The 23,992-nt window shown below is 61.5% G+C and carries 22 protein-coding genes, 1 pseudogene and 1 riboswitch; of the genes and pseudogenes, 15 read left to right on the top strand and 8 right to left on the bottom strand.

The features are described 5' to 3' along the window. Positions 1 to 24: 24 nt before the first annotated feature. Complete coding sequence (locus NKI01_RS06455) at positions 25 to 342, top strand: YkgJ family cysteine cluster protein (protein ID WP_036245865.1); 318 nt, start codon at positions 25 to 27, stop codon at positions 340 to 342. Between the two features lie 38 nt (positions 343 to 380). Here the strand turns inward: NKI01_RS06455 and NKI01_RS06450 are convergent, their stop codons facing one another. Continuing rightward, positions 381 to 1,301: an AraC family transcriptional regulator gene (locus tag NKI01_RS06450; protein WP_352588556.1), complete on the bottom strand. Its 921-nt coding sequence runs from the start codon at positions 1,299 to 1,301 to the stop codon at positions 381 to 383. Between the two features lie 44 nt (positions 1,302 to 1,345). On the opposite strand from NKI01_RS06450, the gene NKI01_RS06445 reads away from it, so the two are divergent. Both NKI01_RS06445 and NKI01_RS06440 read left to right on the top strand, forming a co-directional pair. Further along, positions 1,346 to 1,891 (top strand): nuclear transport factor 2 family protein, encoded by a 546-nt coding sequence (locus tag NKI01_RS06445; RefSeq protein ID WP_352962322.1) that lies wholly within the window; start codon positions 1,346 to 1,348, stop codon positions 1,889 to 1,891. A gap of 86 nt (positions 1,892 to 1,977) precedes the next feature. Continuing rightward, positions 1,978 to 2,589 (top strand): LysE family translocator, encoded by a 612-nt coding sequence (locus NKI01_RS06440; protein ID WP_023722756.1) that lies wholly within the window; start codon positions 1,978 to 1,980, stop codon positions 2,587 to 2,589. A gap of 6 nt (positions 2,590 to 2,595) precedes the next feature. Here the strand turns inward: NKI01_RS06440 and NKI01_RS06435 are convergent, their stop codons facing one another. From NKI01_RS06435 to NKI01_RS06425, 3 genes are read right to left on the bottom strand one after another with little or no spacing between them, the layout of a single operon-like run. Next, positions 2,596 to 2,982, bottom strand: coding sequence for a nuclear transport factor 2 family protein (locus NKI01_RS06435; protein ID WP_352495556.1), 387 nt, complete (start codon positions 2,980 to 2,982; stop codon positions 2,596 to 2,598). A 16-nt stretch (positions 2,983 to 2,998) separates the two neighbouring features. Continuing rightward, entirely contained in the window at positions 2,999 to 3,445 is a 447-nt protein-coding gene (locus NKI01_RS06430; RefSeq protein WP_023722760.1) for an OsmC family protein, read from the bottom strand. 52 nt (positions 3,446 to 3,497) lie between these two features. Further along, positions 3,498 to 4,460 (bottom strand): zinc-dependent alcohol dehydrogenase family protein, encoded by a 963-nt coding sequence (locus tag NKI01_RS06425; protein ID WP_352962321.1) that lies wholly within the window; start codon positions 4,458 to 4,460, stop codon positions 3,498 to 3,500. 146 nt (positions 4,461 to 4,606) lie between these two features. Between NKI01_RS06425 and NKI01_RS06420 the strand changes: the two genes are divergently transcribed. Next, a complete protein-coding gene (locus tag NKI01_RS06420; protein ID WP_352495553.1) occupies positions 4,607 to 5,206 on the top strand; it encodes a TetR/AcrR family transcriptional regulator in 600 nt (199 codons plus the stop codon). 216 nt (positions 5,207 to 5,422) lie between these two features. On the opposite strand, the gene groL is transcribed toward NKI01_RS06420, so the two are convergent. Both groL and groES read right to left on the bottom strand, forming a co-directional pair. Beyond that, a complete protein-coding gene (groL, locus tag NKI01_RS06415) occupies positions 5,423 to 7,078 on the bottom strand; it encodes a chaperonin GroEL (RefSeq protein WP_352481739.1) in 1,656 nt (551 codons plus the stop codon). 62 nt (positions 7,079 to 7,140) lie between these two features. Further along, positions 7,141 to 7,437 carry a co-chaperone GroES gene (groES, locus tag NKI01_RS06410; protein WP_006333965.1) on the bottom strand — a complete coding sequence of 99 codons (297 nt, stop codon included), beginning with the start codon at positions 7,435 to 7,437 and terminating at the stop codon, positions 7,141 to 7,143. 215 nt (positions 7,438 to 7,652) lie between these two features. On the opposite strand from groES, the gene NKI01_RS06405 reads away from it, so the two are divergent. Beyond that, on the top strand, positions 7,653 to 8,588 hold the full coding sequence (locus tag NKI01_RS06405) for a bifunctional helix-turn-helix transcriptional regulator/GNAT family N-acetyltransferase (protein ID WP_352962320.1): 936 nt from the start codon (positions 7,653 to 7,655) through the stop codon (positions 8,586 to 8,588). A 37-nt stretch (positions 8,589 to 8,625) separates the two neighbouring features. On the opposite strand, the gene NKI01_RS06400 is transcribed toward NKI01_RS06405, so the two are convergent. Continuing rightward, positions 8,626 to 9,459 carry a GyrI-like domain-containing protein gene (locus NKI01_RS06400; RefSeq protein ID WP_352642913.1) on the bottom strand — a complete coding sequence of 278 codons (834 nt, stop codon included), beginning with the start codon at positions 9,457 to 9,459 and terminating at the stop codon, positions 8,626 to 8,628. 294 nt (positions 9,460 to 9,753) lie between these two features. Beyond that, a riboswitch (cobalamin riboswitch) is annotated at positions 9,754 to 9,957 on the top strand. 92 nt (positions 9,958 to 10,049) lie between these two features. Between NKI01_RS06400 and NKI01_RS06395 the strand changes: the two genes are divergently transcribed. The 7 genes and pseudogenes from NKI01_RS06395 (at position 10,050) to NKI01_RS06365 (ending at position 19,285) form a co-directional block, all read left to right on the top strand. Further along, complete coding sequence (locus NKI01_RS06395; protein WP_036244226.1) at positions 10,050 to 10,868, top strand: ABC transporter ATP-binding protein; 819 nt, start codon at positions 10,050 to 10,052, stop codon at positions 10,866 to 10,868. Further along, positions 10,865 to 11,809 carry an ABC transporter substrate-binding protein gene (locus tag NKI01_RS06390; RefSeq protein ID WP_352962319.1) on the top strand — a complete coding sequence of 315 codons (945 nt, stop codon included), beginning with the start codon at positions 10,865 to 10,867 and terminating at the stop codon, positions 11,807 to 11,809. Before NKI01_RS06395 ends, NKI01_RS06390 begins: the two co-directional genes overlap by 4 nt. 29 nt (positions 11,810 to 11,838) lie before the next feature. Next, positions 11,839 to 12,840, top strand: coding sequence for a FecCD family ABC transporter permease (locus NKI01_RS06385; RefSeq protein ID WP_352962318.1), 1,002 nt, complete (start codon positions 11,839 to 11,841; stop codon positions 12,838 to 12,840). A gap of 82 nt (positions 12,841 to 12,922) precedes the next feature. Then, positions 12,923 to 13,402, top strand: coding sequence for a MarR family winged helix-turn-helix transcriptional regulator (locus tag NKI01_RS06380; RefSeq protein WP_023717107.1), 480 nt, complete (start codon positions 12,923 to 12,925; stop codon positions 13,400 to 13,402). After that, positions 13,399 to 14,577, top strand: coding sequence for an HlyD family secretion protein (locus tag NKI01_RS06375; RefSeq protein ID WP_352962315.1), 1,179 nt, complete (start codon positions 13,399 to 13,401; stop codon positions 14,575 to 14,577). The genes NKI01_RS06380 and NKI01_RS06375 overlap by 4 nt, the downstream gene beginning before the upstream one ends. A gap of 313 nt (positions 14,578 to 14,890) precedes the next feature. Further along, positions 14,891 to 16,427: pseudogene (locus NKI01_RS06370) on the top strand (DHA2 family efflux MFS transporter permease subunit). 173 nt (positions 16,428 to 16,600) lie between these two features. Continuing rightward, positions 16,601 to 19,285, top strand: a complete 2,685-nt coding sequence (locus NKI01_RS06365; protein WP_352849104.1) for an EAL domain-containing protein — start codon at positions 16,601 to 16,603, stop codon at positions 19,283 to 19,285. Between the two features lie 48 nt (positions 19,286 to 19,333). Here NKI01_RS06365 and NKI01_RS06360 read toward each other — a convergent pair whose 3' ends face one another. Next, positions 19,334 to 19,852 (bottom strand): CAP domain-containing protein, encoded by a 519-nt coding sequence (locus NKI01_RS06360; protein WP_352962312.1) that lies wholly within the window; start codon positions 19,850 to 19,852, stop codon positions 19,334 to 19,336. 213 nt (positions 19,853 to 20,065) lie between these two features. Between NKI01_RS06360 and NKI01_RS06355 the strand changes: the two genes are divergently transcribed. From NKI01_RS06355 to NKI01_RS06345, 3 genes are read left to right on the top strand one after another with little or no spacing between them, the layout of a single operon-like run. After that, the gene (locus NKI01_RS06355) at positions 20,066 to 20,827 is read left to right on the top strand and encodes a Tll0287-like domain-containing protein (RefSeq protein WP_023717112.1); all 762 of its coding nucleotides are present in this window, start codon (positions 20,066 to 20,068) and stop codon (positions 20,825 to 20,827) included. Next, positions 20,824 to 23,610 (top strand): ATP-binding response regulator, encoded by a 2,787-nt coding sequence (locus NKI01_RS06350; protein WP_352962308.1) that lies wholly within the window; start codon positions 20,824 to 20,826, stop codon positions 23,608 to 23,610. The genes NKI01_RS06355 and NKI01_RS06350 overlap by 4 nt, the downstream gene beginning before the upstream one ends. A gap of 2 nt (positions 23,611 to 23,612) precedes the next feature. Next, positions 23,613 to 23,984 carry a response regulator gene (locus NKI01_RS06345; protein ID WP_023717114.1) on the top strand — a complete coding sequence of 124 codons (372 nt, stop codon included), beginning with the start codon at positions 23,613 to 23,615 and terminating at the stop codon, positions 23,982 to 23,984. Positions 23,985 to 23,992 lie beyond the last annotated feature (8 nt).

Raw genomic sequence — 23,992 nt, 5'->3', positions numbered from 1 at the left:
GCCCTGGCGGTCGCAGAGGATTTTTTGTCGCCACAAGAGGGCGCCGATCCGGTTGCCTTCGATTGCCAGACCTGTGGCGCCTGCTGCGCCTACTCGTCAAGATGGCCGCGCTTTTCAACCGAGGATGACGCGCAACTCGACCTTATCCCGCAAAAATACGTGGCTGCCGATGAAGCCGGCATGCGCTGCGACGGCGCGCGCTGTTCGGCACTGTGCGGCGAGGTCGGCAAGTCGACCGCCTGCGGCATCTACGAGATCCGTCCCGACGTCTGCCGCGCCTGCATGCCGGGCGATGACGACTGCCTGATGGCGCGCCTGGCTCACGGACTGCCGACGCTGTAATGACGGCCCTCGGGCTGGCGTCTCACTTTTGAAATTCGTCAGTCAGATGAGCGAAAGTCGCTGCGGTAGAGGCCGGGCGATCGTCCGGTCAACCGTTTGAATGCCTGCGAGAACGACGGCACCGACTCATATCCGACGGCGCACCCGATCTCGCCAATGTTCTGGTTCGTTTCCCGCAGAGCCTTGGCGGCAAGGTTCATCCGCCAGCGAGTCACATAGGACAGCGGCGGTTGTCCCACGAGTTGAGCGAAGCGACGCGCGAAGGTGGCCCGGGACTGTGCCGCGCCGCTGGCAAGGGAAGCGATAGTCCAGGGACCATCCGGCCGCTCGTGGATCAGGCGCAAAGCCTGCGCAATGCCTTTATCGCGTAAGGCGCCAAACCATCCGCCTGTTCCGAGAGGCTGATGTTCTATCCAGGCACGCAATAAGAAGATCAACGTGCTGTCGAGAAGACGTGGGGCGACAATGTCGTGACCGCCGAGATTGCTTTTTGCTTCGACCTGCAGAAGTTCCAGGGCAAGCCGCAGCGGCTCGCTGGTGTCGATCTGATCTCGGGTCAAATGGATCAGCGGTGGAAGCAGCGAAACCATCGGATATGGTCCGACGCCGTCGAGTGAATATCTCGCACAAAGAAGAGTTGTCGCGCCGCTCTCGCTTTTCGGTTCCAGTCCGCTCCGATTTGCGGAAAGGACGGCGGATATCGATGCCGTCGGTGCATCCGCCGGATTGCAAAGGGCATGCCCGATACCGCTCGCGACAAGGATGACGTCTCCCTCGCCTAAGCGGATCGGCTCCTTTTCACCGGCTAGCCGCAGCCAGCATTCGCCGTTCTGTATGACGTGGATGGCGGCATTCCTTGTCGGATCGACCGAAATACCCCATGGCCGATGCAGGGTCGCGCTGCCGATCATGGCGCTGCCAAATCTCAGCGAAGCAAGAACTTCGGACAAGGCATCCATGAGAACCATCCTCCGATGATGAATCGGACAACGATATTAGACGATTGGATAAGAATCTAGCGGAATGGCATATCGACCATCTCACAAGCGTGGCTGATTATGTTGGCAATGTCGGCCTGCGGACGCTCCTGTCCACAACAGGCGGAAGCAGCCACCTCACGGAGCAAAACATGCGTGACGAACCATCAAATCCAGTTACAGCCAAGAGTCATAATTCGCTCGAAACCAACAAGACGATCGTCCTGGACTTCATCGACAAAGCAGTAAACCAGGGCAACATCGAAGCTGCTTCGATGCATTTTGGCGAACGCTACATCCAACATAATCCGAACATTGCGGATGGTGCGGACGGCTTCAAAGCCTATCTGCAGCAGCTCAAACAGTCATTTCCCCTCGTGAGGGGAGAGGTGAAGCGGATTTTTGCCGAAGGGGATTTCGTCATCGTGCACATGCAGGCAAAACGCGAACCCGAAGAGGAGGGCTTGGCCATCGTCGACATTTTCAGGCTGAACGAAAGTAAGCTCGTCGAACACTGGGAAGTTCGGCAACCCATCGCGGATAGCAAGCTGCACGCCAATAGCATGATCTGAATGCGGATAGGCTCTCAGGCTGGCTTGTGCCCGCACGTTTCGCTGATTACGCTGCCGGCGGCAGGGCCAGCACCGGGAGACCATCTGTGAGCATCGAATTCCTGTTGACGTCGCTGATTGTCGTGGCTTCGCCCGGCACTGGCGTTCTCTATACGCTGAGCGCCGGGCTTTCGCGTGGTGCGCGTGCCAGCATCATTGCCGCTTTCGGCTGCACGCTCGGCATCATTCCGCATATGGCGGCCGCCATCACCGGCCTCGCGGCTCTGCTGCACACCAGCGCCGTCGCCTTCGAGACGCTGAAATATCTCGGCGTCGCCTACCTGCTCTACATGGCCTGGAACACGCTGAAGGAGAAGGGCGGCCTGAGCGTCGACGAAAATGTCGCGCCGCGCTCGGCCGGCAAAGTGATCACTTCGGGCATCCTCATCAACATCCTCAATCCGAAGCTGTCGATCTTCTTCTTTGCCTTCCTGCCGCAATTCGTCAGCACCACCGAATCGCATGCGCTGTCGAAGATGCTGGAGCTCAGCAGCGTCTTCATGCTGCTCACCTTCGTGGTCTTTGTCGGCTACGGCATCTTCGCGGCGTCGATCCGCAGCCATGTCGTGTCGCGACCAAAGGTGCTGACCTGGATGCGCCGCACCTTCGCCGGAGCCTTTGTCATGCTCGGCGCCAAACTGGCGCTGGCGGACCGGTAGACAGCCTTATGCCTTCACGTAGCCCATGGCCTCGACAATCTGCCCGTCCGCCACACGCATCAGGTTGACGCCGCGCAGCGAATTGCCGTCGGCCATCCAGTAGCGCCAGCGGATCGTCGCCCGGTCGCCGGCGACGAAGGTTTCTTCGATGTCGAAGCGCATGCCGGGTCCGGTCGCGATCGCCGACCACAGTTCGACGCAGGCGCCCTTGCCGATGCGGCGGGCGCCGTCCGGGGCCGGCGTGGTGTTCTCGATCACGCAATCTTCCGCCACCAGATCGTCGAGCGCCGACGCGTCGTGGCGCTGGAAGACGTCGTTGTAGCGCCGCATGATCTCGGCCGTTTCGGCGGAGCGTTTTGCCGCGGCGATGTCGATGATGAGTTCCTGTGTCATTGGATATTCCTTCCCTTCAGTGATCAGCAACGGTTTCGACGAGGCGGGCCTTGAGCGTGATCGCCGCGACGCCGGCCAGCGCCCGCGACACGAGGCAGCTCTCCTTGGCCGTCTGCGCCAGCCGCTCGAAATCCCCGGCAGCCAGCCCGGCCACGCTTGCCTCCGTCTCCAACTCGATACGGGTGATCGTCGGTCCGGCCGCGGTGGCGCCGAGATGCGCTTTCGCGATTGTGTGAATGCGTGCGGGAGTATAACCTTCGCGGCCCAGGATGGCGCTCAGCGCCATCGAGAAGCAGCCGGCATGCGCCGCCGCGATCAATTCCTCCGGGTTGGTGCCGGGACCGTTCTCGAAACGCGACGGGAAGGAGTAGGCGCCTTCGAATACGCCGCTGCCTAGCCTCAGCCGGCCCGAACCTTCTTTCAACGATCCCTGCCATTGGGCCTCTGCTTCACGAATGGTCATTGTGTCTCTCCTTTGATTTGAGGGGGTCAATCAGATTTTGGGGGCGAACCAGTCAGGCGCCGTCGACGACCACTTTCCCGAAGACGTCGCCTTGCTGGAAATAACGGTAGGCGTCTTGGGCCTCGTCGAAGGCGAACACCTTGTCGATGACAGGCTTAAGCCGATGCACCGAGATGGCGCGCAGCATGGCTTCGAGGTTGGTGCGATTGCCGACGAAGAGGCGGCTGATGGTGGCGAGGCTGCGCTGGTAGACCGGGCCGGGGATCTGCACCGTCCCGCCTTTCGCATCCTGTATGGTGAGAAGCACGATGCGCCCGTAAAGCGCGCAGGCGATCATCGATTGCGCGAAGGTCGGCGGGCCGCCGGTCTCGACGACGAGGTCGATGCCACCGGTTTGCTCGCGCACAGCTGCACCCCATTCCGGCATGTCGGCCGTCGAGACGACGAGGTCGGCGCCCAGCGCCCGCAGCCGGTCCAGCTTCTCGCCGCGCGAGCTGACTGCCACGACCCGGCAGCCGAGCAGCTTGGCGAATTGCAGCGCAAACAGCGCGACGCCACCTGAACCGATGACCAGAACCCACTGCCCGGGCTTCGGCATCTCGGCCGCCGTCACGGCATTCCAAGCGGTCAGGCCGGCACAGGTCAGTGTCGCCGCTTGATGCCAGTCGAGATGATCGGGAAGCCACACCGCCCATTGCTCGTCGAGCACCGCGTATTCAGTCAGCATCCCGTCCAGCGTGCAGCCAAGCTGGTCGATCAGCCCGGCATTGATGCGGCCATCAATCCAGCGTGCAAAATAGCTGCCGGTGATGCGGTCGCCGGCGGCAAAGCGGGTGACGGCAGCTCCGACGGCAACGACTTCCCCGGCACCGTCGCTCAGCGGGACGACGTCTTGGCGCGGCGTCAGCGGATAGGTGCCGTTGAGGATCATCGTATCGCGGCGGTTGAGCGATGTGGCGCGGACACGCACGACGATCTCTCGCGGCTTCGGCGTCGGCTGCGTCCCGTCGTGCATCACCAGGCACCTGGTCCCGCCGGTTCCTTCAAGACGATAACTGCGCATTCGCCCCTCATTGATATATAGACTGATCTACATATTATATAGACCGGTTGTCATATTCGAGGCAAGGCCTATAATGCTCATTCCTGACAGAGGTTGACATGGCGAACGACACCCGCACCCGCATACTCGAGACGACGGCGCTGCTGCTAAGGCAGCGCGGCTACCACGGCACGTCGCTCAACGACATATTGAGCGCCTCAGGCGCACCGAGAGGCTCGCTCTACTTCCACTTTCCGGGCGGCAAGGATCAGCTGGTCGTCGAGGTTACGCGCGATAGCGTCGCCGATGTGACGCAGAGGCTGGACGCCGCGCTCGCTGCCGAAAAAGATCCGGCGGTGGCGGTCCACCACATCTACCAATCGGTCGCGCGCATGCTGGAAGACAACCAGTTCACGCTCGGTTGCCCGATCGCGCCCGTGGTGTTGGATTCGCCGACCGACATGCCGGAGTTGGCTGAGTTGTGCCGGTCGGCCTTCGAGCAATGGATAGGCCTGCTCAGGGCGGCCTTCGTCAGGGCAGGGGTGCCCGAGCGCCGCGCGCACGCGCTGGCGCTGCTGGTCGAATCATCGCTGGAAGGGCTGATGGTGATCGCACGCGCCACCCGCGACCGCGCCCCGGTGCTGGCGGTAGCCGATGAGGTCGCGGCGCTGATTGAGGGGGCATTGCCGGCGAAAGAGATCGCAGTCACGGCGCATTGACGTTTCGCGCTTCCACGGCATCGAGGCCAGCGCGGAGCCCTGCCGAAGGGCCGACGCTCCAGCTCTGCAATTCACGTTCTGCGCCGACGCCGAAGAAACGGTCAGGGGTATGCTCCCGCTGCTTTGGAATCGGACCGCCTCTCATCCTCCGTCCCATCAACGAAAAAGGGCGACCTCTCGGCCGCCCTTTCCGTACATGAAGGCTGATGGGTTGGATTAGAAATCCATACCGCCCATGCCGCCCATGCCGCCGCCGCCCATGCCGCCAGGCATGCCGCCGCCAGCCGACTCCTTCTTCGGAGCCTCCGCAATCATGGCTTCGGTGGTGACCAGCAGGCCGGCGACCGAGGCCGCGTCCTGCAGAGCCGTGCGCACAACCTTGACCGGATCGACGATACCCATGGCGATCATGTCGCCATATTCGCCGGTCTGGGCGTTGTAGCCGAAGGTCGCGCCCTTGTTCTCAAGGATCTTGCCGGCAACGATCGATGCTTCCGCACCGGCGTTGGCCGCGATCTGACGGGCCGGAGCCTGCAGCGCGCGACGCACGATGCTGATGCCGGCGGTCTGGTCGGAGTTGGCGCCGGTTGCCTTGATGCTCAGCGAAGCGCGCAGCAGTGCGACGCCGCCGCCGGGAACGATGCCTTCTTCGACGGCCGCACGGGTCGCGTTGAGGGCGTCATCGACGCGGTCCTTCTTTTCCTTGACTTCCACTTCGGTCGCACCGCCGACGCGGATGACGGCAACGCCGCCCGCCAGCTTGGCGAGACGTTCCTGCAGCTTCTCCTTGTCGTAGTCCGAGGTGGTCTCCTCGATCTGCTGCTTGATCTGGGCGACGCGGCCCTGGATCTCGGCCTTCTTGCCGGCGCCGTCGACGATGGTGGTGTTCTCCTTGGAGATCGACACCTTCTTGGCGCGGCCGAGCATGTTCAGGCCGACATTCTCGAGCTTGATGCCGAGGTCTTCGGAGATGACCTGGCCACCGGTGAGGATAGCGATGTCTTCCAGCATGGCCTTGCGGCGATCACCGAAGCCAGGCGCCTTGACGGCGGCGATCTTCAGGCCGCCACGCAGCTTGTTGACGACGAGCGTGGCCAAGGCCTCGCCCTCGACGTCTTCCGAAATGATGACCAGCGGCTTCGAGGTCTGCACGACAGCCTCGAGGATCGGCAGCATGGCCTGCAGGTTGGAGAGCTTCTTCTCGTGGAGAAGAATGTAGGCGTCTTCCAGATCCGCAACCATCTTCTCGGCGTTGGTGACGAAGTAGGGCGAGAGATAACCGCGGTCGAACTGCATGCCTTCGACGACTTCGAGCTCGGTCTCGGCGGTCTTGGCTTCCTCGACGGTGATGACGCCCTCATTGCCGACCTTCTGCATCGCTTCCGCGATCATCGAGCCGACCGAAACGTCGCCATTGCCGGCGATGGTGCCGACCTGGGCAACCTCTTCCGAGGTCTTGATCTTCTTGGCGTTCTTGATCAGCGTCGCGACGACGTCGGCGACGGCGAGGTCGATGCCGCGCTTGAGGTCCATCGGGTTCATGCCGGCGGCAACCGCCTTGTGGCCTTCCTGGACGATCGACTGTGCCAGAACGGTCGCGGTCGTGGTGCCGTCGCCGGCGATGTCGTTGGTCTTCGAAGCAACTTCGCGGACCATCTGCGCGCCCATGTTCTCGAACTTGTCTTCAAGCTCGATTTCCTTGGCGACGGTGACGCCGTCCTTGGTAATGCGCGGTGCGCCGAACGACTTGTCGATGACGACGTTGCGGCCCTTGGGGCCGAGCGTGACCTTCACCGCGTCGGCGAGGATGTTGACGCCGCGCAGCATGCGCTCACGAGCGTCGCGGGAGAATTTTACGTCTTTGGCAGCCATTTTTAGCTCCTGGCAGGGGCTTGGATTGAGCCCGAAGATTTAAATGAGGGTGAGGCCGATATTCAGCCGATGATGCCCATGATGTCGGCTTCCTTCATGATCAGAAGGTCTTCGCCATTGAGCTTGACTTCGGTGCCCGACCACTTGCCGAACAGGATACGGTCGCCGGCCTTGACGTCCAGCGGGACGAGCTTGCCGGCTTCGTCACGGGCGCCGGAACCGACGGCGATGATCTCGCCTTCCTGCGGCTTTTCCTTCGCCGTGTCGGGGATGATGATCCCGCCCGCGGTCTTGGATTCGGATTCGACCCGACGAACGACCACGCGGTCATGAAGCGGGCGGAACTTCGACTTTGCCATTTTTTATTCCTCGATGAGAATGGTGAGAACAGTTCCTCCGTCCGGCGGCGCCGGACATGGTTAGCACTCATCTTGGGGGAGTGCTAACGTGGCGCTGAAATAGTGTGGCAACTCGCGCGAGTCAAGGCGCCCGGTGAGCATCATCAGAACAATTGCTTCAAACAGATACTTGACCAAGTCAACTAAATGGCTGATCTTACCGGCAGGAGGATGCCATGATCATTCATCATCACCCAGGCAAGGAGCGGATCGACGCGGTGCGAGCCTTCAACCGCTTCTATACCCGCCAGATCGGGCTGCTCGACGAAGGGCTGCTGAAAAGCACCTTCTCGCTGACCGAGGCGCGGGTGCTCTATGAACTGGCGCATCGCGATGGCCTGACCGCCACGGACCTTGGGCGCGATCTCGGCCTCGATCCCGGTTATCTCAGCCGGCTGCTGAAGAAATTCGAGGAACGTCATCTGGTCGAGCGCGCCACGATCGAGGCGGATGCAAGGCGTTCGTCGATCGCCCTGACCAAGGCCGGGCGGCAGGCTTTCGCGCCGCTGAACCAGGGCTCGCACGACCAGGTCGCGGCATTGCTCGACCGGCTTTCGGTTCCCGAACAGGACAGGCTGGTCAAGGCCATGCAGACGGTGCAGCGTCTGCTGGGCGCGACCGCCGAACCCAACATTCCCTACACGCTGCGGCCTCTGCAGGTCGGCGACATCGGCTGGATCATCCATCGCCAGGGCCTGCTCTACGCGCAGGAATATGGCTGGGACGAAACCTATGAGGCGCTGGTCGCTGAAATCCTCGGCACATTCGTCAAATCCTTCGATCCGAAATGGGAACGCAGCTGGATCGCCGAGCGGGAAGGCGAGGTCGTCGGCTCCGTCTTCGTCGTGCGCCAGTCGGACGCGGTGGCGAAATTGCGCCTGCTCTACGTCGAGCCCTCGGCGCGAGGTCTCGGCATCGGCAAGCGGCTGGTCGAGGAATGTATCGGCTTTTGCCGCGCCACGGGTTACAGGACACTGACGCTGTGGACCAACGACGTGCTCGCCGCCGCCCGCCACATCTATGAGTCTGTGGGCTTTAAATTGACCAACGAGGAGTGCCACCATTCCTTCGGCAGGGATCTGGTCGGCCAGAACTGGAACCTGGAACTGTAGCAGCGCTTCCGGCGCTTCGGCGTCGGCCTGCCGTGCCTCACCCTTTGATCGGTATCCAGATTTCCAGCCCGCCATTGCCGCTGCGCGGATCAAATTCGGGGCCGTAACGCTCGAATTCCGGCGCATCGGCGATCTCGTGCCCAGAGGCTGGCAGCCATTTGTTCCAGATCGTGTTGACCGTGCGGCGGATGGTCGAGATATGGTCACGATGGGCGAACACGCCGTATTTCTGCGCCGGCACGCGCACACGCCAAAACTCCCTCGGCAGGTCCGAAAAATCGGACACTTCGACGCCAGCGATGTAGTCGAAATTGCCGGCGTCGTCGCCGTTGACGCAGACGCCATAGGCGACGTCGCCGATCTCGCCAGGAATGTTGCCAATATAGGGGCCGAACCGCTGCCACTGCATCGGGATGCCGGCGCTGGTTTCGCAGCTGTAGCGCTCGCCGAGACCGGCGATGAGAAACGGCCGGCTGGTCTCAAAACGCGGTGGTTCGAGAGTGGCGAGAAAGGACTGGTCCATCAGGATCGGCTCCACAAGATCGAGGTTGTCGAGCGAGCCTTGTGCGCGTACCAGTTCCGGCGTGGTGCCGAACTGGTCGCGGAAGGCGCGGGTGAAGGCCTCATGCGAGGCATAGCCGGCGTCGAGCGCGACCGAGAGGATGTCGGGTGCGCCGGCGCCAAGCTTGCGCGCCGCTTCGGTCAGTCGGCGAGAACGGACGTAGCTCATCACCGAACGGCCGGTAGCCGCGCCGAAAGCCCGCGTCACATGAAAGCGCGACACCCCGCTGCTCTTGGCGACATCGTCCAGCGAGACTGCTTCGGGCAGATGGCTTTCGACGAACCACAGCGCCTTCTCGGTCGGATTCATTTGGCACCTCGCATTGGCCCAGTCTCCGCATTGGCCCAGTCTTTACATGGCCCAGTCTTTACATTGGCCATGTCTTATATTGGCAAGATTATGGTGCCGCTTCCTGGCGGAGGCAGTTTGATCGAAATTGCGCACTGCGCAAATCGAGAGCGACGGTCGTCGGCAAGTCGCAGGCGTCGCGCGAAAAGGCTTGACAGGAAGCGGGCAAACGTCCTTTTAAATGTAACGTTATTACATCACGAGGTCTATATGGCTCCTTCTGACAAGACTTATTGCGCTGTGATTGGCGGAAAACTAGGGTGGCTGACTGATGGTCCCCGAGTCGAAAGGCAAGGGGTGAAAAGGGAACACGGTGAGATCTTCGGATCGAGGCCGTGGCTGCCCCCGCAACTGTAAGCGGTTAGCAAAATCCGAAGTGCCACTGGCCGGCAAGGCTGGGAAGGCAGGATGGCGCAAAGACCCGCGAGCCAGGAGACCTGCCATCAGCATGAGTTGACCGGACGGGGTGTGCCGGGAGGAGACGTGGACATCGGTCTTGTCGGCCGGTCCGTCCAGCTTCCTTCCGTCGCCATTGAGAAAGTGACGGTAAGTTGGACGCCTCCCAGCCTCTTCTTGAAGCGTGTGAACTGAGCGCGACGACGAATGGCCGGTGCCTGGTCAGCGCGGTGAGCCTTTCGATAGCGCCGGGCGACCGCCTCGCCATCATCGGCCCCAACGGCGCCGGCAAGACGACGCTGCTGCGCATGCTATGCGGTACGCTGCGGCCAAGCGCGGGAGATGTGAGATTTTCCGGACGCCGGCTGGAGAGGTTTTCGGCCGCCGAGCGGGCACTGCACATGGCGGTCGTTGGCCAGACCGACCAGCCTGATCCGCGGCTTGCCGTGATCGACTACGTCGAGCTTGGGCGCGTCCCGCATGCCGGCTTGCGACGGAGGAGCGAGCAACGCGACATCGTCATTGAAGCACTTCGCAGAACCGGCCTGCTGCCGCTGCTCGGCCGCACGATCGGCTCGCTATCCGGTGGCGAGCGGCAACGCGCCCAGTTGGCGCGCGCCATCGCCCAGGAGCCCAAAATCCTGTTCCTCGATGAACCGACCAATCATCTCGATCCGCGCGCCCGCAGCGACCTTCTCGAACTCGTATCGCAGTTTGGCATGACCGTCGTGGCGGTGCTTCATGATCTGTCGCTTGTCACGCCATTTGCCACCAGGGTCGCGGTGATGAACGAGGCCCGCCTGCAGGCACTTGCCAGTCCGCGCGAGGCGCTGACCAAGAAGTTGATCCGCGAGATTTTCGGCGTTGACGTGCTTTGGCTGCGCCATCCCACCGAAGACCGCGAACTCACGGTCTTCGACGTTCCGAACCGCGCCTCTTCACATCCCGATTTGACCAAGGAGCAACATCCGTGAAACGCCTCGTACTGTCTTTTGCCTCCCTCCTACTTGCCCAGACCGCCTTCGCTTTCCCGGTAACCGTTGATAGCTGCGGCACGCCGCTGACGTTCGACGCCGCGCCGAAGCGCGCCGTCATCCAAGATCTGAACATGGCGGAGATGGCCTTCGCGCTGGGGCTGCAACCATCGATCGTCGGCCTGACCGGCATCACCGGATGGTATAAGGTCGGTCCGGAATTCAAGGCCGAGCAGGGCGCGATCCCGGAACTCGCGCCGAAATACCCGACCCTCGAAAACCTCGTCGCCGTCGAGCCCGATTTCTTCTTCGCCGGCTGGTATTACGGCATGAAGCCTGGCGGCGAGGTGACGCCCGATACGCTGGCCCCGCACGGTATCAAGACGCTGGTGCTGACGGAAAGTTGCGTCCATCTCGACCAGAACCGCCCCGCAGCCTCGATGGACCTGCTCTATGGTGATGTCGAAAAGCTGGGCAAGATTTTTGGCAAGGAGGCGGAGGCGGGAGAGCTTGTTTCGAACTGGAAGGCGCAGCTCGCCGATATCACGGCAAAGATCGGCGACCGCACGGGAACGCGTGTGTTTCTTTACGACTCCGGCGAAGACAAACCCTTCACATCAGGCAAGTTCGCGATCCCCAGCGCCATGATCGCCGCAGCCGGCGGCGACAACATCATGGCCGACATGCCGACGAGCTGGGGCAATACGGATTGGGAGACGGTGGCGGCCCGCAATCCGCAATTTCTTATCCTGCTCGACTACCAGGACGGCGGCTACAGAAAACTGCTCGATTTCCTGAAAGCTCATCCGGCGATGAAGGAGACTGAGGCGGTCAAAAATGAGCACTTCATTGCGCTGCGCTATGGCGAACTGACGCCTGGGCCTGCCAACATCGAGGCGATCGGCAAGATCGCCAGGGCGATGCACCCGGAAGCTTTCTGAGCTTGCGCCAGAGAGCGTTCGAATTGGCGATGACAGCAGGAGCAGCAGCGATTGCCGCTCTTGCTCTGCTGTCGATTGCCTATGGATCGACGGTCATCGCGTTGAGCGACGTGATTGCTGCGCTCGGACATGCCGCCGGGCTGGACGGAGACATCGTGTCCGGTCCGGCCGGCAAGATCCCGATTGCCAAGATCGTCCTCGATCTTAGGCTACCGCGCACGATTATGGCCATCTGTGTCGGCGCCGGGCTGGGCGTCATCGGCGCGCTGCTGCAGACGGTAACGCGCAACGACCTCGCAGATCCGTTCTTGTTCGGCCTGTCGTCCGGAGCCGCGGCCGGCGCGGTTTCCGTCATCACCATTTTTGGCGACCATTTCGGTATCTGGACGTTGCCGGTCGCGGCCTTCACGGGCGGCGTATTGGCCGCCGGCATCGTGCTTTTGCTGGTTTCGCGGGTGAGGGGGCAAGGCCCCGAACGGCTGATCCTCGCCGGGCTTGCCGTCTCGTTCATGTTCACCGCCTTGACTAACTATCTCGTCTTTGCCGGAGACCAGCGCGCCGCTCACTCGGTGTTGTTCTGGACGATGGGCGGGCTCGGGCTGGCCCGTTGGGACAATATCGAGCTGGCTGCTCTGGGCGCAGGCACCATCCTTGTTTATGGACTTTGGAACCACCGCCGGCTCGACGCTTTCCTGGCCGGCGAGAATGCCGCTGAAAGCCTCGGCGTCCCGGTTGCGCGGATGCGCAGGATGACATTTCTCGTCGCCGCTTTCTCGACGGCGATCCTTGTCTCGGTCGCAGGCGTCATAGGTTTCGTTGGCTTGACGATCCCACATCTGTCCAGGACCCTGGCCGGCCCGCTTCATCTGCGCCTGATTGCAAGCTGCGCCCTCTTCGGAGCGGTGCTGTTGCTGGCAAGCGACCTTCTCGCGCGCACGCTGCTGCCGCCGCAGGAACTGCCGATCGGCATCATCACCAGTTCGGTCGGCGCTTTCTTCGTGGTCACGATGCTCATTCGCAATCGCTCATGATGTGACTGCCATGTACATTTGCCGCCTTCTGGCACAATCCGGGTTCCTTGAATTATGAGCACGCTTATTATATATGTCGCTCATGGTTTCCGACGGCATCGACAGATTGGGCTTTTTGATCCACGACGTGCAGCGCCTGATGCGCAAGCGCTTCGAGGCGCGCGCCAGTGGTTTCGGCCTTTCTTCGGCGCAATGGCGGCTTCTGGTCCGTGTCGCCAAGGAGGCGGGTGTCGCGCAGGCGCGGCTTGCCGAGCTTCTCGAAATCGAGCCGATCAGCGTCTCGCGCCTTGTCGATCGCATGGAGGAGGGCGGCTGGATCGAGCGCCGTCCCGACGCAACCGACAGACGAGTGCGCATGATTTTCCCGACCGCCAAGGCGAACGCAGCCTACGCCCACGTCAAGAGCCTTGCCGGCGAGGTGTATGAGGAATCGCTCGTTGGCGTTTCGCCGGAAGATCGCCGCGTCCTGGTCAAGGCGCTGGAGACAATGGTGCAGAATCTTGCGGATGGTGAGACGCCGCCCTCGGAAAAAGTGAAGAATACGGAAGGCGCAGCAGCATGAACGCGGTAGCCAAAGTAGATAAGAATGCGGCCAAGCTGGAGATGGAAGCTCCCGCGAAGCCGGCGGCAGCTCCGGCAACGGTCGCTCCGCAGGTAGCTCCGGCGCCAGTGGCGCCGAAGAAGAAGCGTCGTGCCGGCCGCTTCCTTTTGATGTTTGTGCTGCCCGCTGCGTTGATCGCCGGCGGCAGCTATGTCTGGGTGACCGGCGGCCGCTATCAGGAGACCGAGAACGCCAATCTGCAGCAGGCCAAGGTGTCGATAGCCGCCGATACGGCGGGCCGCATCGTTCAGGTCGATATTTTCGACAACCAGTCTGTCAAGCAGGGCGACGTGTTGTTCGCCATCGATCCCGAGCCCTACCGGATCGCATTGGCCCAGGCCGATGCGGCGGTGGCCGGCGCGCGGCTCAATGTCGAGCAGCTGCGTGCGGCCTACAGCCAGGCGCTGGCGCAAGAGAAGTCCGACGAAAGCCAGGTCCAGTACGCGCAGTCGCAGTATGACCGCGCCGCCGACCTTGCCCGCAAGGGCATCAACGCCAAGTCGTCGCTGGACGAGGCCAAGAACGACCTCGACAAGGCCAAGCAGCAGCTGGCCGTGGCCCAGCAAGGGATCGTCAGCGCCAAGGCGGCACTTGGCGGCAATCCCGACATCGAGACCGACAAGCATCCGACAGTGATGGCGGCGCTCGCCGCACGCAACAAGGCGGCCTACGATCTGGTCCAGACAACAGTCAAAGCGCCTGCCGACGGCATCATCAGCCAGGCCGCTTCGTTCAAGGTCGGCCAGTATGTCGGCTCGGGCACGCCGCTGTTTTCGCTGGTCGAGACCGGCGATACCTGGGTCGACGCCAATTTCAAGGAAACGCAGCTCACCAACATGAATCCGGGCCAAAAGGCCGAAATCGTGGTCGACACCTATCCGGGCAAGACGTTCGAAGCCACCGTCAAGGCGATTGGCGCCGGCACCGGGGCCGAGTTCTCGCTGCTGCCCGCGCAGAACGCCACCGGCAACTGGGTCAAGGTCACGCAGCGCATTCCGGTCCGCCTGGAGTTGACCGACGCCGACGCCAAGATGGCGCTGCGCACCGGCATGAGCGCGACCGTCACGGTGGACACCGGCGTTTCCCGCGGGCTGCCGGGCATTTTCCGCCGCGCCACGGCAGGCGAGGCCAAGTAAAGAGGCCTGACAGCGGCCGCATGGCAAACAGCGAGATGGATGCAGGTGACAGGATTGGTCCGAGGGAGGCGCAGGAAGAGTTGAATGCGTAGACGGGCTGCGCTGCGGCCTGGCTAAACCAGACAACGTTGCGCAGGATCTTCGGTCCTCAGGTTTCCGGGCGGCAGGCGCCCGCTTTGTCGAGACGCTCAGTCGATGTAACCCCCACATCGATGCTCGCGTCCCACCGCGATGAGGGTCTCTCTGCAGCGAGGGCCTCGCCGTCCGGAAACCTAATGTACACGTTTTTGTTACCTGCTGGAAGTTTTACGTCATGAGCACCCCAGAACCCTTTCGCGAAGTACCGCACCGCGGCCTGATCACAGTTGCGCTCATGCTGGCGACGATCATGCAGGCGCTCGACACGACGATCGCCAACGTCGCGCTGCCGACCATGACCGGCGATCTCGGCGCCTCCCCCGACAACATCAACTGGGTGCTGACCTCCTACATCGTTGCCGCCGCGATCATGACGCCGGTGACCGGCTGGCTTGCCGACCGCTTCGGTCGCAAGGAGCTGTTCCTGACGGCGGTGGTCGGCTTCACCGTCTTCTCCATGCTGTGCGGCATAGCCTGGAGCCTGGAGACCATCGTTCTCTTCCGGCTGATGCAAGGCGTCTTCGGCGCGGCCATCGTGCCGCTGTCGCAGACCTTCCTGCTCGACATCAACCCTAGGGAACGCCACGGCCAGGCCATGGCCATCTGGGGCGCCGGCATCATGCTGGGACCGATCCTTGGCCCGACGCTGGGTGGCTGGCTGACCGAGAATTTCAACTGGCGCTGGGTGTTCTTCATCAACCTGCCGGTCGGCATCATCGCCTTCCTCGGCATGGCCGCATATCTCCCCAGCGTGGCCCGGCGGGTGCGCAGCTTCGATTTCTTCGGCTTCGCCATGCTCTCGCTCGGTGTCGGCGCGCTGCAACTGATGCTCGATCGTGGCGGTGAGGTCGACTGGTTTTCCTCGATCGAGATATGGATCGAGCTTGGTCTTTCCATCACCGGCTTCTGGGTATTCACCATTCACACGTTGACGGCGGAGCACCCCTTTATCGACCCGAAGATCTTCCTCGATCGCAATTTCGTCACCGGGCTGGCGTTCATCGTTGTCATGGGCGTGCTCATTTTGGCGAGCATGTCGCTGCTGCCGCCAATGCTGTCGACCATCTTCGGCTATCCGACCCTCACCATCGGCATCGTCCTGGGGCCACGCGGTGTCGGCACGATGATCGCGATGCTGTTCGTCGGGCGGATCATGCACAGGATCGATGCCAGGATCCTCGTCGTCATCGGCTTCCTGCTGACCGCGCAATCGCTCTACACGATGTCCAGCTTCTCGCCGCAGATGGACAACTGGCTTATCCTCAGCTCCGGCGTCATCCAGGGCCTTGGAATGGGAATGGTGTTCGTGCCGCTGTCCACCGTGGCCTTCGCCACGCTCGACGCACGCTTCCGTACCGATGCCACGGCGTTGTTCAGCCTGGTGCGCAATCTTGGCTCATCGATCGGCGTATCGGTGGTGACGGTTCTGCTGGTGCGTAACACGCAGATCAACCACGCCGAGCTCTCGGCCTATGTCAACCCGTTCAATCCCAACCTCTGGGCGGCGTCGCCGGCAGCAGCGGGCGGCGATCCGATGGCGCTGTCGCTGATGGATCGCATGGTCAATATCCAGGCGATGATGATCTCCTACGTCAATGACCTTCAAGCTGCTGATGATGATGACACTGCTTGCCGTCCCGTTTGTTTTCCTGCTGCGCAAGCCAAAGGCTGCGCCGCCCGCCGGTGGAGCGCCTGCCGCGCATATGGACTAAGTCTCACGGCTCCGGCAACCGCGACCGGCTCACGGCTTCCGTTGCCTGTGCCGGTCGGGTCGGCATTGTGCCGGTTCACCTGCCATTAGTATATGCCGACCAATATGCACTCGCTTTTGGGTTGAAGGCGAGCCTCCTTTGCTTGCCTCAAGCATCAGCGGGAGGAACTGTGTTTGGCCACGAAATCATCCAGGCAAACCGCCGAAGTGCCCGAATCCGCCAATTTGACGACGCTGGCACAACTGGCGACTGCCTCATATGAGGCGCTCGAGCGCGAGCTTCGCGCCACGATTGCAGCGCTTCAGGACCAGGCACTGCGGTTCCAGACCGCGATCGAGAACATCTCGCAAGGCATCTGCTTTTTTGACGCCGATGAACGGCTGATCCTGTGCAACCGGCGCTATGCGGAAATCTATCGCCTTGCGCCGGAGCAATTGCAGCCGGGTGCGGCGCTGCGCGAAATCGTCGAGCGGCGCGTCGCTGTCGGGACCTCGGCAATGAATGCGGACGCCTATCTGGCGTTGGCCCGGGCAGTCAATTCGGGCACTGCTTCGGGGAACTGGACAGCCGAGCTCGCCGATGGCCGGACAATTCAGGTCTGCCATCAACCGATGCCTGACGGCGGCTGGGTGGCCACGCACGAGGACATCAGCGAGCTCAGCGCCAACCGCTTGGTCGTCGACGAGCGTATCTCCTTGCAGACGCTGATCGACCTGGTGCCTGACTACATGTGGGTGAAGGACACCGAAAGCCGCTTCGTCGTCGCCAACCGAGCCATTGCGTCCGACAGCGGTCGAGACAGCACGAGCGACATGATCGGCCTGAGCGACTTCGACCTTCATGCGCCGGATCTTGCGCAGAAATTTCGCTTCGTCGAGCAGCAACTGATGCGCGACGGACAACCGATGATCGACGAGGAGGAGTTCGTCGTCGATGCGTCAGGCACCGGCAAATGGTTCCTGTCTACGAAACTGCCATTGCGCAACGTTCAAAACAACATTTTCGGCCTCGTCGGCATTGCCCGCGACATCACTGCGCGCAAGCAGGCCGAAATCCTTCGCGATGGGCAGGCGCATATCCTCGAGATGATCGCAAAGAGCGCTCCCCTCGAAGACGTGCTCGAGCGGCTCATGCGTCTGGTCGAGTCCCAACTGGCGGGGATATTCGGTTCGGTCTTGCTGCTCGACAAGGATGGCAGCCACTTGCGCCACGCCGCCGCGCCGAGCCTGGCGAAAGACTACACCGACGCCGTCGACGGCGCCGCGGTCGGCCCTCGGGCGGGGTCTTGCGGAACGGCGGTCTATCGGCACGAGCCGGTGATTGTCGCTGACATCATGCAGGATCCGCTTTGGCAGGATTATCGCGAACTCGCGCGGCCGCACGGTTTGCGTTCGTGCTGGTCGACCCCGATCCTGTCGCATCAGGGCGCGGTGCTTGGCGTCTTTGCGATGTATTCGATGACGGTGCGCGAACCGACCGAGGCCGAGACCCGCCTGATCGATTTCACCACGCGCATCGCCGGGATCGCCATCGAACGCAAACAGGCTGAAGACCGGATCCACTTCATGGCCAATCATGACGTGCTGACCGGGCTTCCCAATCGCGCCTTGCTCGAGGATCGGCTTTCGCAGGCGGTCCTGTACGCCCAGCGATACGATCGCTGGGTGACGGTGGTGTTCATCGATCTGGACAATTTCAAATTTGTCAACGACACGCTCGGCCACAATGCCGGAGACGAGCTTCTGAAGATCGTCGCAAGTCGCATGGTCGACTGCGTGAGGGCAACCGATACCGTCGTGCGGCTTGGCGGCGACGAATTCGTCATCGTGCTTTTCGACCAGCCGGCGAACGTCGATCTCGTTTCCGAGACCTTGCAAAAGCTCAGGTCGGCACTCGCCGAACCGGTTCGGCTCGGGGCGCATCTTGTGCGGGCGACGGCCAGCATCGGCATTGCCAACTATCCGAAGGATGGGACTGATCCCGATACGCTGCTGGCAAATGCCGATGCGGCCATGTATCGCGCCAAGGAGTTCGGCCGCGACAATTTCCAGTTTTACGCTCCGGAGTTCAACACCCGGGCGCATGAAAAATTCGTGCTTCAGGAAGAGTTGCGAAACGCCTTGGCGCGTTCGGAATTCACTCTGCTCTACCAACCGCAAGTGGACCTTCGGTCAGGTCGGATTTTTGCGGTCGAGGCGCTGATACGCTGGAACCATCCAACGCTTGGCACGATAATGCCGACGATGTTCATCCCGACCGCCGAGGAGACAGGTCTGATCGTACCGATCGGCGACTGGGTTCTGCATGAGGCGTGCCGGCAGAACAAAGCCTGGCAAGACGCCGGGCTGCCGCCCTTGACCGTTTGCGTGAATGTGTCGGCGCGGCAATTCAGGGAGCGCAACCTGATCGATCGCATCGTCAGCGCGCTGAAGGACAGCGGCCTGGAGGCCAGGTATCTCGAGCTGGAGGTGACCGAGAGCCTTATCATGCAGGATATCGAGCTCGCCGTCGCGACCATGAACGCCCTGCAAAGCCTGGGTGTCCAGATCTCGATCGATGATTTCGGCACAGGCTATTCCAGCCTCAGCGCACTTAAGACCTTTCCCGTGGCGCGGCTGAAGATCGACAAATCCTTCATCAAGGATCTTGCCGCCGACGAGAACGACCAGGCTGTGGCCAGCGCGGTGATTTCATTGGGGCAAAATCTCAACCTGAGGGTCATTGCCGAGGGCGTTGAGACAGATGATCAGGTGGCCTTCCTGCGCAGGAACAATTGCGACGAAATGCAAGGCTATCATTTCAGCAGACCGGTTTGTGCGCAGGACATCGAGGAGTTGCTCGGCGGCCGCAAAGACTGACGGCTCGATCATCCGGCACGGACTCCGCCGACCAAAGGCGAAACCGTGCTATCTTCCGAGCACAAGGCACCAGTAGCGAAGCGTGTTGTCGCGGCCGTCGCGTACATAGGCGAGGCCGAAGCGGGTGAAGCGCGGGTCTAGCATGTTGCGGCGGTGGCCTGGCGAATGCACCCAGATATCGAACAGCTTCTGCTGGTCGAAGCGGCCTTCGGCGATGTTCTCGGCGGCGGCGCCGGCAATGCCATTGTCTTTGACGCGCGAGGCAAAGTCCTTGCCCCAGCCGGTGGTGTGATTCATGCGGCCGCGGCGCGCCATGTAGCCGGCCTGCTGCAAGGCCGCCTGTTCGAGACGAGGATCGGCGACAAGCGGTCCAAGACCGGCTGAGGCCCGAATGCCGCTCAGGGTGCCGGCCGCGGAAGCAGAGACACCGGCGCCTTCGCCGGTGGGCAGCACGGCGGTTGCGCAGGCGGCGAGCCCGGCAAGGGCGCCAAGGCCGGCAGCTCTGAGCAGCATGCGCCTGTTCAGGCTTGGTTTGCCTTCACAATTTTCAATTCTCGCAACGGTCATGCCCGCCTGACATAGCGGTGATCATGGCTTTTGCCGGGCAGGCGATTAGAATCTCGCTCAAGCCGACCCACAGCGCAACAAAAAGGGCCGAGCTCGCGGGTCGCAAGTCGCCCAGACTGTTCGTTGCGGAACCAGCAAAGTTTGCCGCTGGGTCCCCGCCTTTTATCGTGTTATGCTAATATACCCTAAAGGCCGTCCTTGAAGGGAACGGAAATGTCCGCCATGTCAACGTTGACCCGGACTTTCATTGCCGCTGTTCTTGTCGGCTGCGCACTCGTCGTCTCGTCTGCCATCGGAGCGGGAGTTACCGAGGATGTCGTGACGGGAACGCGACTCGCGGAATTGCTCCGTGCGGGGCGAAGCATCATCTCGAACTATCAGACGCTCATCAATGATCCTGCTCTTGGCGACAAGCACCTCGACGGTGAGCGCATTACGAGAGAAGCCATCGCCGCATACTCAAAACACACCGGCCACGACCCGCTTTCGGGCGGATTGACCGAGCGCGACCGGCGTCTGCTTGAGGCCCAGATTGAGGCGATGCGAGAGGTGGTGGACGAACAGCAAGATAACATCAACCGCGCGGGAACCGCTTTCAAAGGCTTCGTGCCAGCGGTGTTTGCGCGTCTGATGAATGACAAGTTCGCTGCCAAGGCCGGCAACGAAGCTCGGGTGCGCGTGACCGCGCCAGAGCAACTCGTGCGCAACCGCAAATCGCTTCCGGACGCATGGGAAGCACGGATCATCGAAAGCGTCTTGCTGGATCCGCAGAGAGCAAAGGGAGAAGCCTACACGGAAGTCACCGAGGCGGATGGGCGCCCTGCATTTCGAATGCTGCTGCCCGAATACTATACTGGCTCGTGTCTTTCCTGCCACGGCGAGCCGAAGGGCGAGATCGACGTGACAGGATACCCAAAGGAGGGCGGCAAAGCGGGCGATCTGGGAGGCGCGATAAGCATCGTCTTGTTCAAATGAGCGCTTTGGAACAATCACCGCACCGCGTGGAAACGGTATCGGCGCCGGCGAGGCCCTTTGCGCGTCCCTTTGCCCATCTACCGATTTCGGCCCGCATAGCTGCGCTGACAGCGGCCGGCCTTATCAGCCTTATCGTATCGTCAATCTTTCTCACACAGGCACTTTATCGCAGTGCAGATCGAACTGCGGAGACCAAAGCATTTTTCGACGCCGCGTCCACTGCGGCTGCGGCGCACGCAACATTCGGCGAATTGCGATACTGGCTGACTGATCTGTCGGTTAGCTTGTTGATGAATTCCCAGCGTAATGCCGAGCAGGCGCGCGAGCGACTACTGGCACATCTGGACCGCCTTTCGAAATCATCACCGGATGCGGTCAGGGAAATCCGCGTTGAGATGGATGCCTATGTCAAAACAGCGCTGGAGGCGGCCGACAGCTATACTCAAGACAACCGCATCATCGGCAACACTCTCCTCGCCGAGGCGCGCACCCACAGCGCAAACGTGGATGCTGCGCTTAACAAACTCGTCGACCGAGCGAGCGCCGAGGCAGAAGCCGCTCGCAACGAGGTCGTAACGGAAACCCAGAAAACGGCGACTACTGCTGCCGTTCTGGTGGCCATCGTGGTGATGATCGGGTCACTTCTCACCATCCTTGTTCTTCGCTCGATCGTCGGACCGTTGCGGCGGCTGAACCGGGTAATCGGAAATCTGACGGAAGGACGCTACGACGTCGAAATACAGGCAGAGGGAGGGGACGAGCTCGGCGCGATGGCGCGGACGCTTCGGCTTTTCCGGGCGAGCGCAATTGCCAAGCAACGACTGGAGGATGAGGCGGAGCGGCAAAGACGGACGATCGGAGCGGCACTCGAGGCGATTTCTGACGGATTTGTCCTGTTCGATTCGGAGGACAAGGTCCTTCTTGCCAACAGCAAATACTGCGAAATCTTTCCCGACAATGACCGAGCTACTCTGCCGGGGCAAAGCCTTCAGGATATTCTGAAAAGACGCTTGGCGAGCGGGCACGTCGACCTTGAGGGCGCGTCGCCGGAGGAATGGATTGCGAAGAGGCTGCGCATCCAGATGGATCCGGCAGGCTTCGTCCACGAGGGTCGCTTCGGAGAACGCTGGGTCCGCGTCAGCAAACGAAAGACCCCTGACGGCGGGACCGTCGCCGTTTACACCGACATCACGGAACTGAAGCAGAGAGAGGTCGAACTCGAGCGGGCCAAGAGTCATGCTGAAGCGGCAAATGAGGCCAAGAGCAGCTTCCTCGCGTCCATGAGCCACGAGCTGCGCACTCCACTGAACGCGATCATTGGCTACAGCGAGATGCTGATCGAAGAGGCGAGCGACCAGCAAATGAATGAGTTCGTGCCAGATGTGGAAAAGATCGCCGGGGCCGGTCGCCATCTCCTCGCGCTCATCAACGACATCCTCGATCTGTCGAAGATCGAGGCAAATAAGATGGCAAATTTCCTCGAGACTTTCGACGTCGCCGACTTGTTGCGCGATGTCCAGGCCACAGTCGCGCCACTGATGGCGAAAAACCGAAACAGTTTCGTTATGGACCTCGCGGGCGACCTCGGGAAGATGCATTCGGACCAGACGAAGTTGCGTCAGAACCTCTTCAATCTCCTCAGTAACGCAGCCAAGTTCACCGAGGGGGGCCGTGTAACACTGGCGATTCGACGCGAGAGGAGATCGGACGGCGACTGGCTGATATTCACAGTGTCCGACACCGGGATCGGGATGACGCCAAAGCAGCAAGAACGGCTCTTTGATGCTTTTACGCAGGCAGACGCCTCCACCACTCGCAACTACGGCGGGACGGGATTGGGCCTCAGCATAACCCGGAGTTTCTGCCGCATGATCGGAGGCGTTGTAACCGTTAAAAGCGAGTTCGGAAAAGGCTCGACTTTCACAATGGAGATTCCAGCCGAGTGCGACGAAGAACCTGGCGAGCAGAAACCCGCCGAGCCGCTGTCGTCGAGGCCCTCGGAGCAGGCGGTTCTGATCATAGATGACGAACCAGCCGCCCGAACTCTCATCGCCAGGTCCTTGGCTGAGGCGGGACTGGCATCAATCGAAGCAGCAAGCGGCGAGGAAGGCATAGCCGCGGCGCGAGCGCATCGCCCGGCCGCAATCGTTCTCGACATCATCATGCCGCATCAGGACGGCTGGTCAGTGCTGCGCTCACTGAAGGGCGATAAGGAGCTCTGCGAGATTCCGGTAATCCTTGCGACGATACTTGCAGATCGCGAACTCGGCCTCTCACTCGGTGCGGTCGAATACCTCACGAAGCCGATCGACACCCAGAAGCTTATACGAACAATAGAGGCTTGCGGCGGCGGCAACCGCGATGTGCTTGTTATTGACGACGATCAAGCCTCCCGCGACTTCCTTCGGCGTATCCTGATCAAGAAGGATTGGCGGGTTCACGAGGCAAGCGATGGCCTGCGCGGCCTCAAGCTGATGAAGCGGTTGTTACCGCGTCTGGTCCTGCTTGATCTGCTGATGCCCGAAATGGACGGGTTCCAGACCCTGAACGAGATGCAGCAGGTGCCCGAGCTTCAGAACATTCCGGTCGTCGTCGTGACTTCCAAGGATTTATCGGCGGACGAGCTCAAGTGGCTTCGCGACAGGGCGGTCGCGGTTGTAATCAAGGGCGCAAATAGTCGGTCTCAGTTGGTCGAGGCCCTCGAGCGCCAGATCTTCCCACTTGGGTCGACAGGTGCCAGCATTGCCGATCGCGGAACCGCCCCCATGGCTGAAGGAAGCTAAAGATGACGAGGATCCTTCTGGTAGAAGACAACGAATTGAACCGCGACATGCTTTTGCGGCGGTTGTCACGGCGTGGGTTCGAAGTCCTCATTGCGGAAAACGGACAGTCGGGCGTGGAACTCACCGTTTCGGAAAGGCCCGATCTCATCCTCATGGATATGAGCTTGCCGGTCATGGACGGGTGGGAGGCGACCCGGCGGATCAAGGCTGATCCGGCCACCTCCGGGATCCCGATCATTGCGCTTTCTGCGCACGCGATGGCCAACGATCGCGAAATGGCACTCGAGGCAGGCTGCGATGACTACGATAGCAAGCCGGTGGACCTGTCGCGACTTGTCCAGAAAATTGAACAATTGCTTGCCGCGAATCGATGAGGCGCGGA

It is taken from the genome of Mesorhizobium sp. M0815, assembly GCF_040319995.1.
GTDB lineage: Bacteria > Pseudomonadota > Alphaproteobacteria > Rhizobiales > Rhizobiaceae > Mesorhizobium.
The sequence above is the reverse complement of the archived record's forward strand: the minus strand, read 5'-3'. Positions and strand labels throughout refer to the sequence as shown.

Coding starts and splice junctions, on each gene's coding strand:
- NKI01_RS06420 (WP_352495553.1), top strand. CDS start 4,607: ATGGCGAACGACACCCGCACCCGCATACTCGAGACGACGGCGCTGCTG.
- NKI01_RS06375 (WP_352962315.1), top strand. CDS start 13,399: ATGAACGCGGTAGCCAAAGTAGATAAGAATGCGGCCAAGCTGGAGATG.
- NKI01_RS06355 (WP_023717112.1), top strand. CDS start 20,066: ATGTCCGCCATGTCAACGTTGACCCGGACTTTCATTGCCGCTGTTCTT.
- NKI01_RS06425 (WP_352962321.1), bottom strand. CDS start 4,460: ATGCACGACGGGACGCAGCCGACGCCGAAGCCGCGAGAGATCGTCGTG.
- NKI01_RS06405 (WP_352962320.1), top strand. CDS start 7,653: ATGATCATTCATCATCACCCAGGCAAGGAGCGGATCGACGCGGTGCGA.
- NKI01_RS06350 (WP_352962308.1), top strand. CDS start 20,824: ATGAGCGCTTTGGAACAATCACCGCACCGCGTGGAAACGGTATCGGCG.
- groL (WP_352481739.1), bottom strand. CDS start 7,078: ATGGCTGCCAAAGACGTAAAATTCTCCCGCGACGCTCGTGAGCGCATG.
- NKI01_RS06435 (WP_352495556.1), bottom strand. CDS start 2,982: ATGACACAGGAACTCATCATCGACATCGCCGCGGCAAAACGCTCCGCC.
- NKI01_RS06450 (WP_352588556.1), bottom strand. CDS start 1,301: ATGGATGCCTTGTCCGAAGTTCTTGCTTCGCTGAGATTTGGCAGCGCC.
- NKI01_RS06360 (WP_352962312.1), bottom strand. CDS start 19,852: ATGACCGTTGCGAGAATTGAAAATTGTGAAGGCAAACCAAGCCTGAAC.
- NKI01_RS06345 (WP_023717114.1), top strand. CDS start 23,613: ATGACGAGGATCCTTCTGGTAGAAGACAACGAATTGAACCGCGACATG.
- NKI01_RS06385 (WP_352962318.1), top strand. CDS start 11,839: ATGACAGCAGGAGCAGCAGCGATTGCCGCTCTTGCTCTGCTGTCGATT.
- groES (WP_006333965.1), bottom strand. CDS start 7,437: ATGGCAAAGTCGAAGTTCCGCCCGCTTCATGACCGCGTGGTCGTTCGT.
- NKI01_RS06430 (WP_023722760.1), bottom strand. CDS start 3,445: ATGACCATTCGTGAAGCAGAGGCCCAATGGCAGGGATCGTTGAAAGAA.
- NKI01_RS06400 (WP_352642913.1), bottom strand. CDS start 9,459: ATGAATCCGACCGAGAAGGCGCTGTGGTTCGTCGAAAGCCATCTGCCC.
- NKI01_RS06380 (WP_023717107.1), top strand. CDS start 12,923: ATGGTTTCCGACGGCATCGACAGATTGGGCTTTTTGATCCACGACGTG.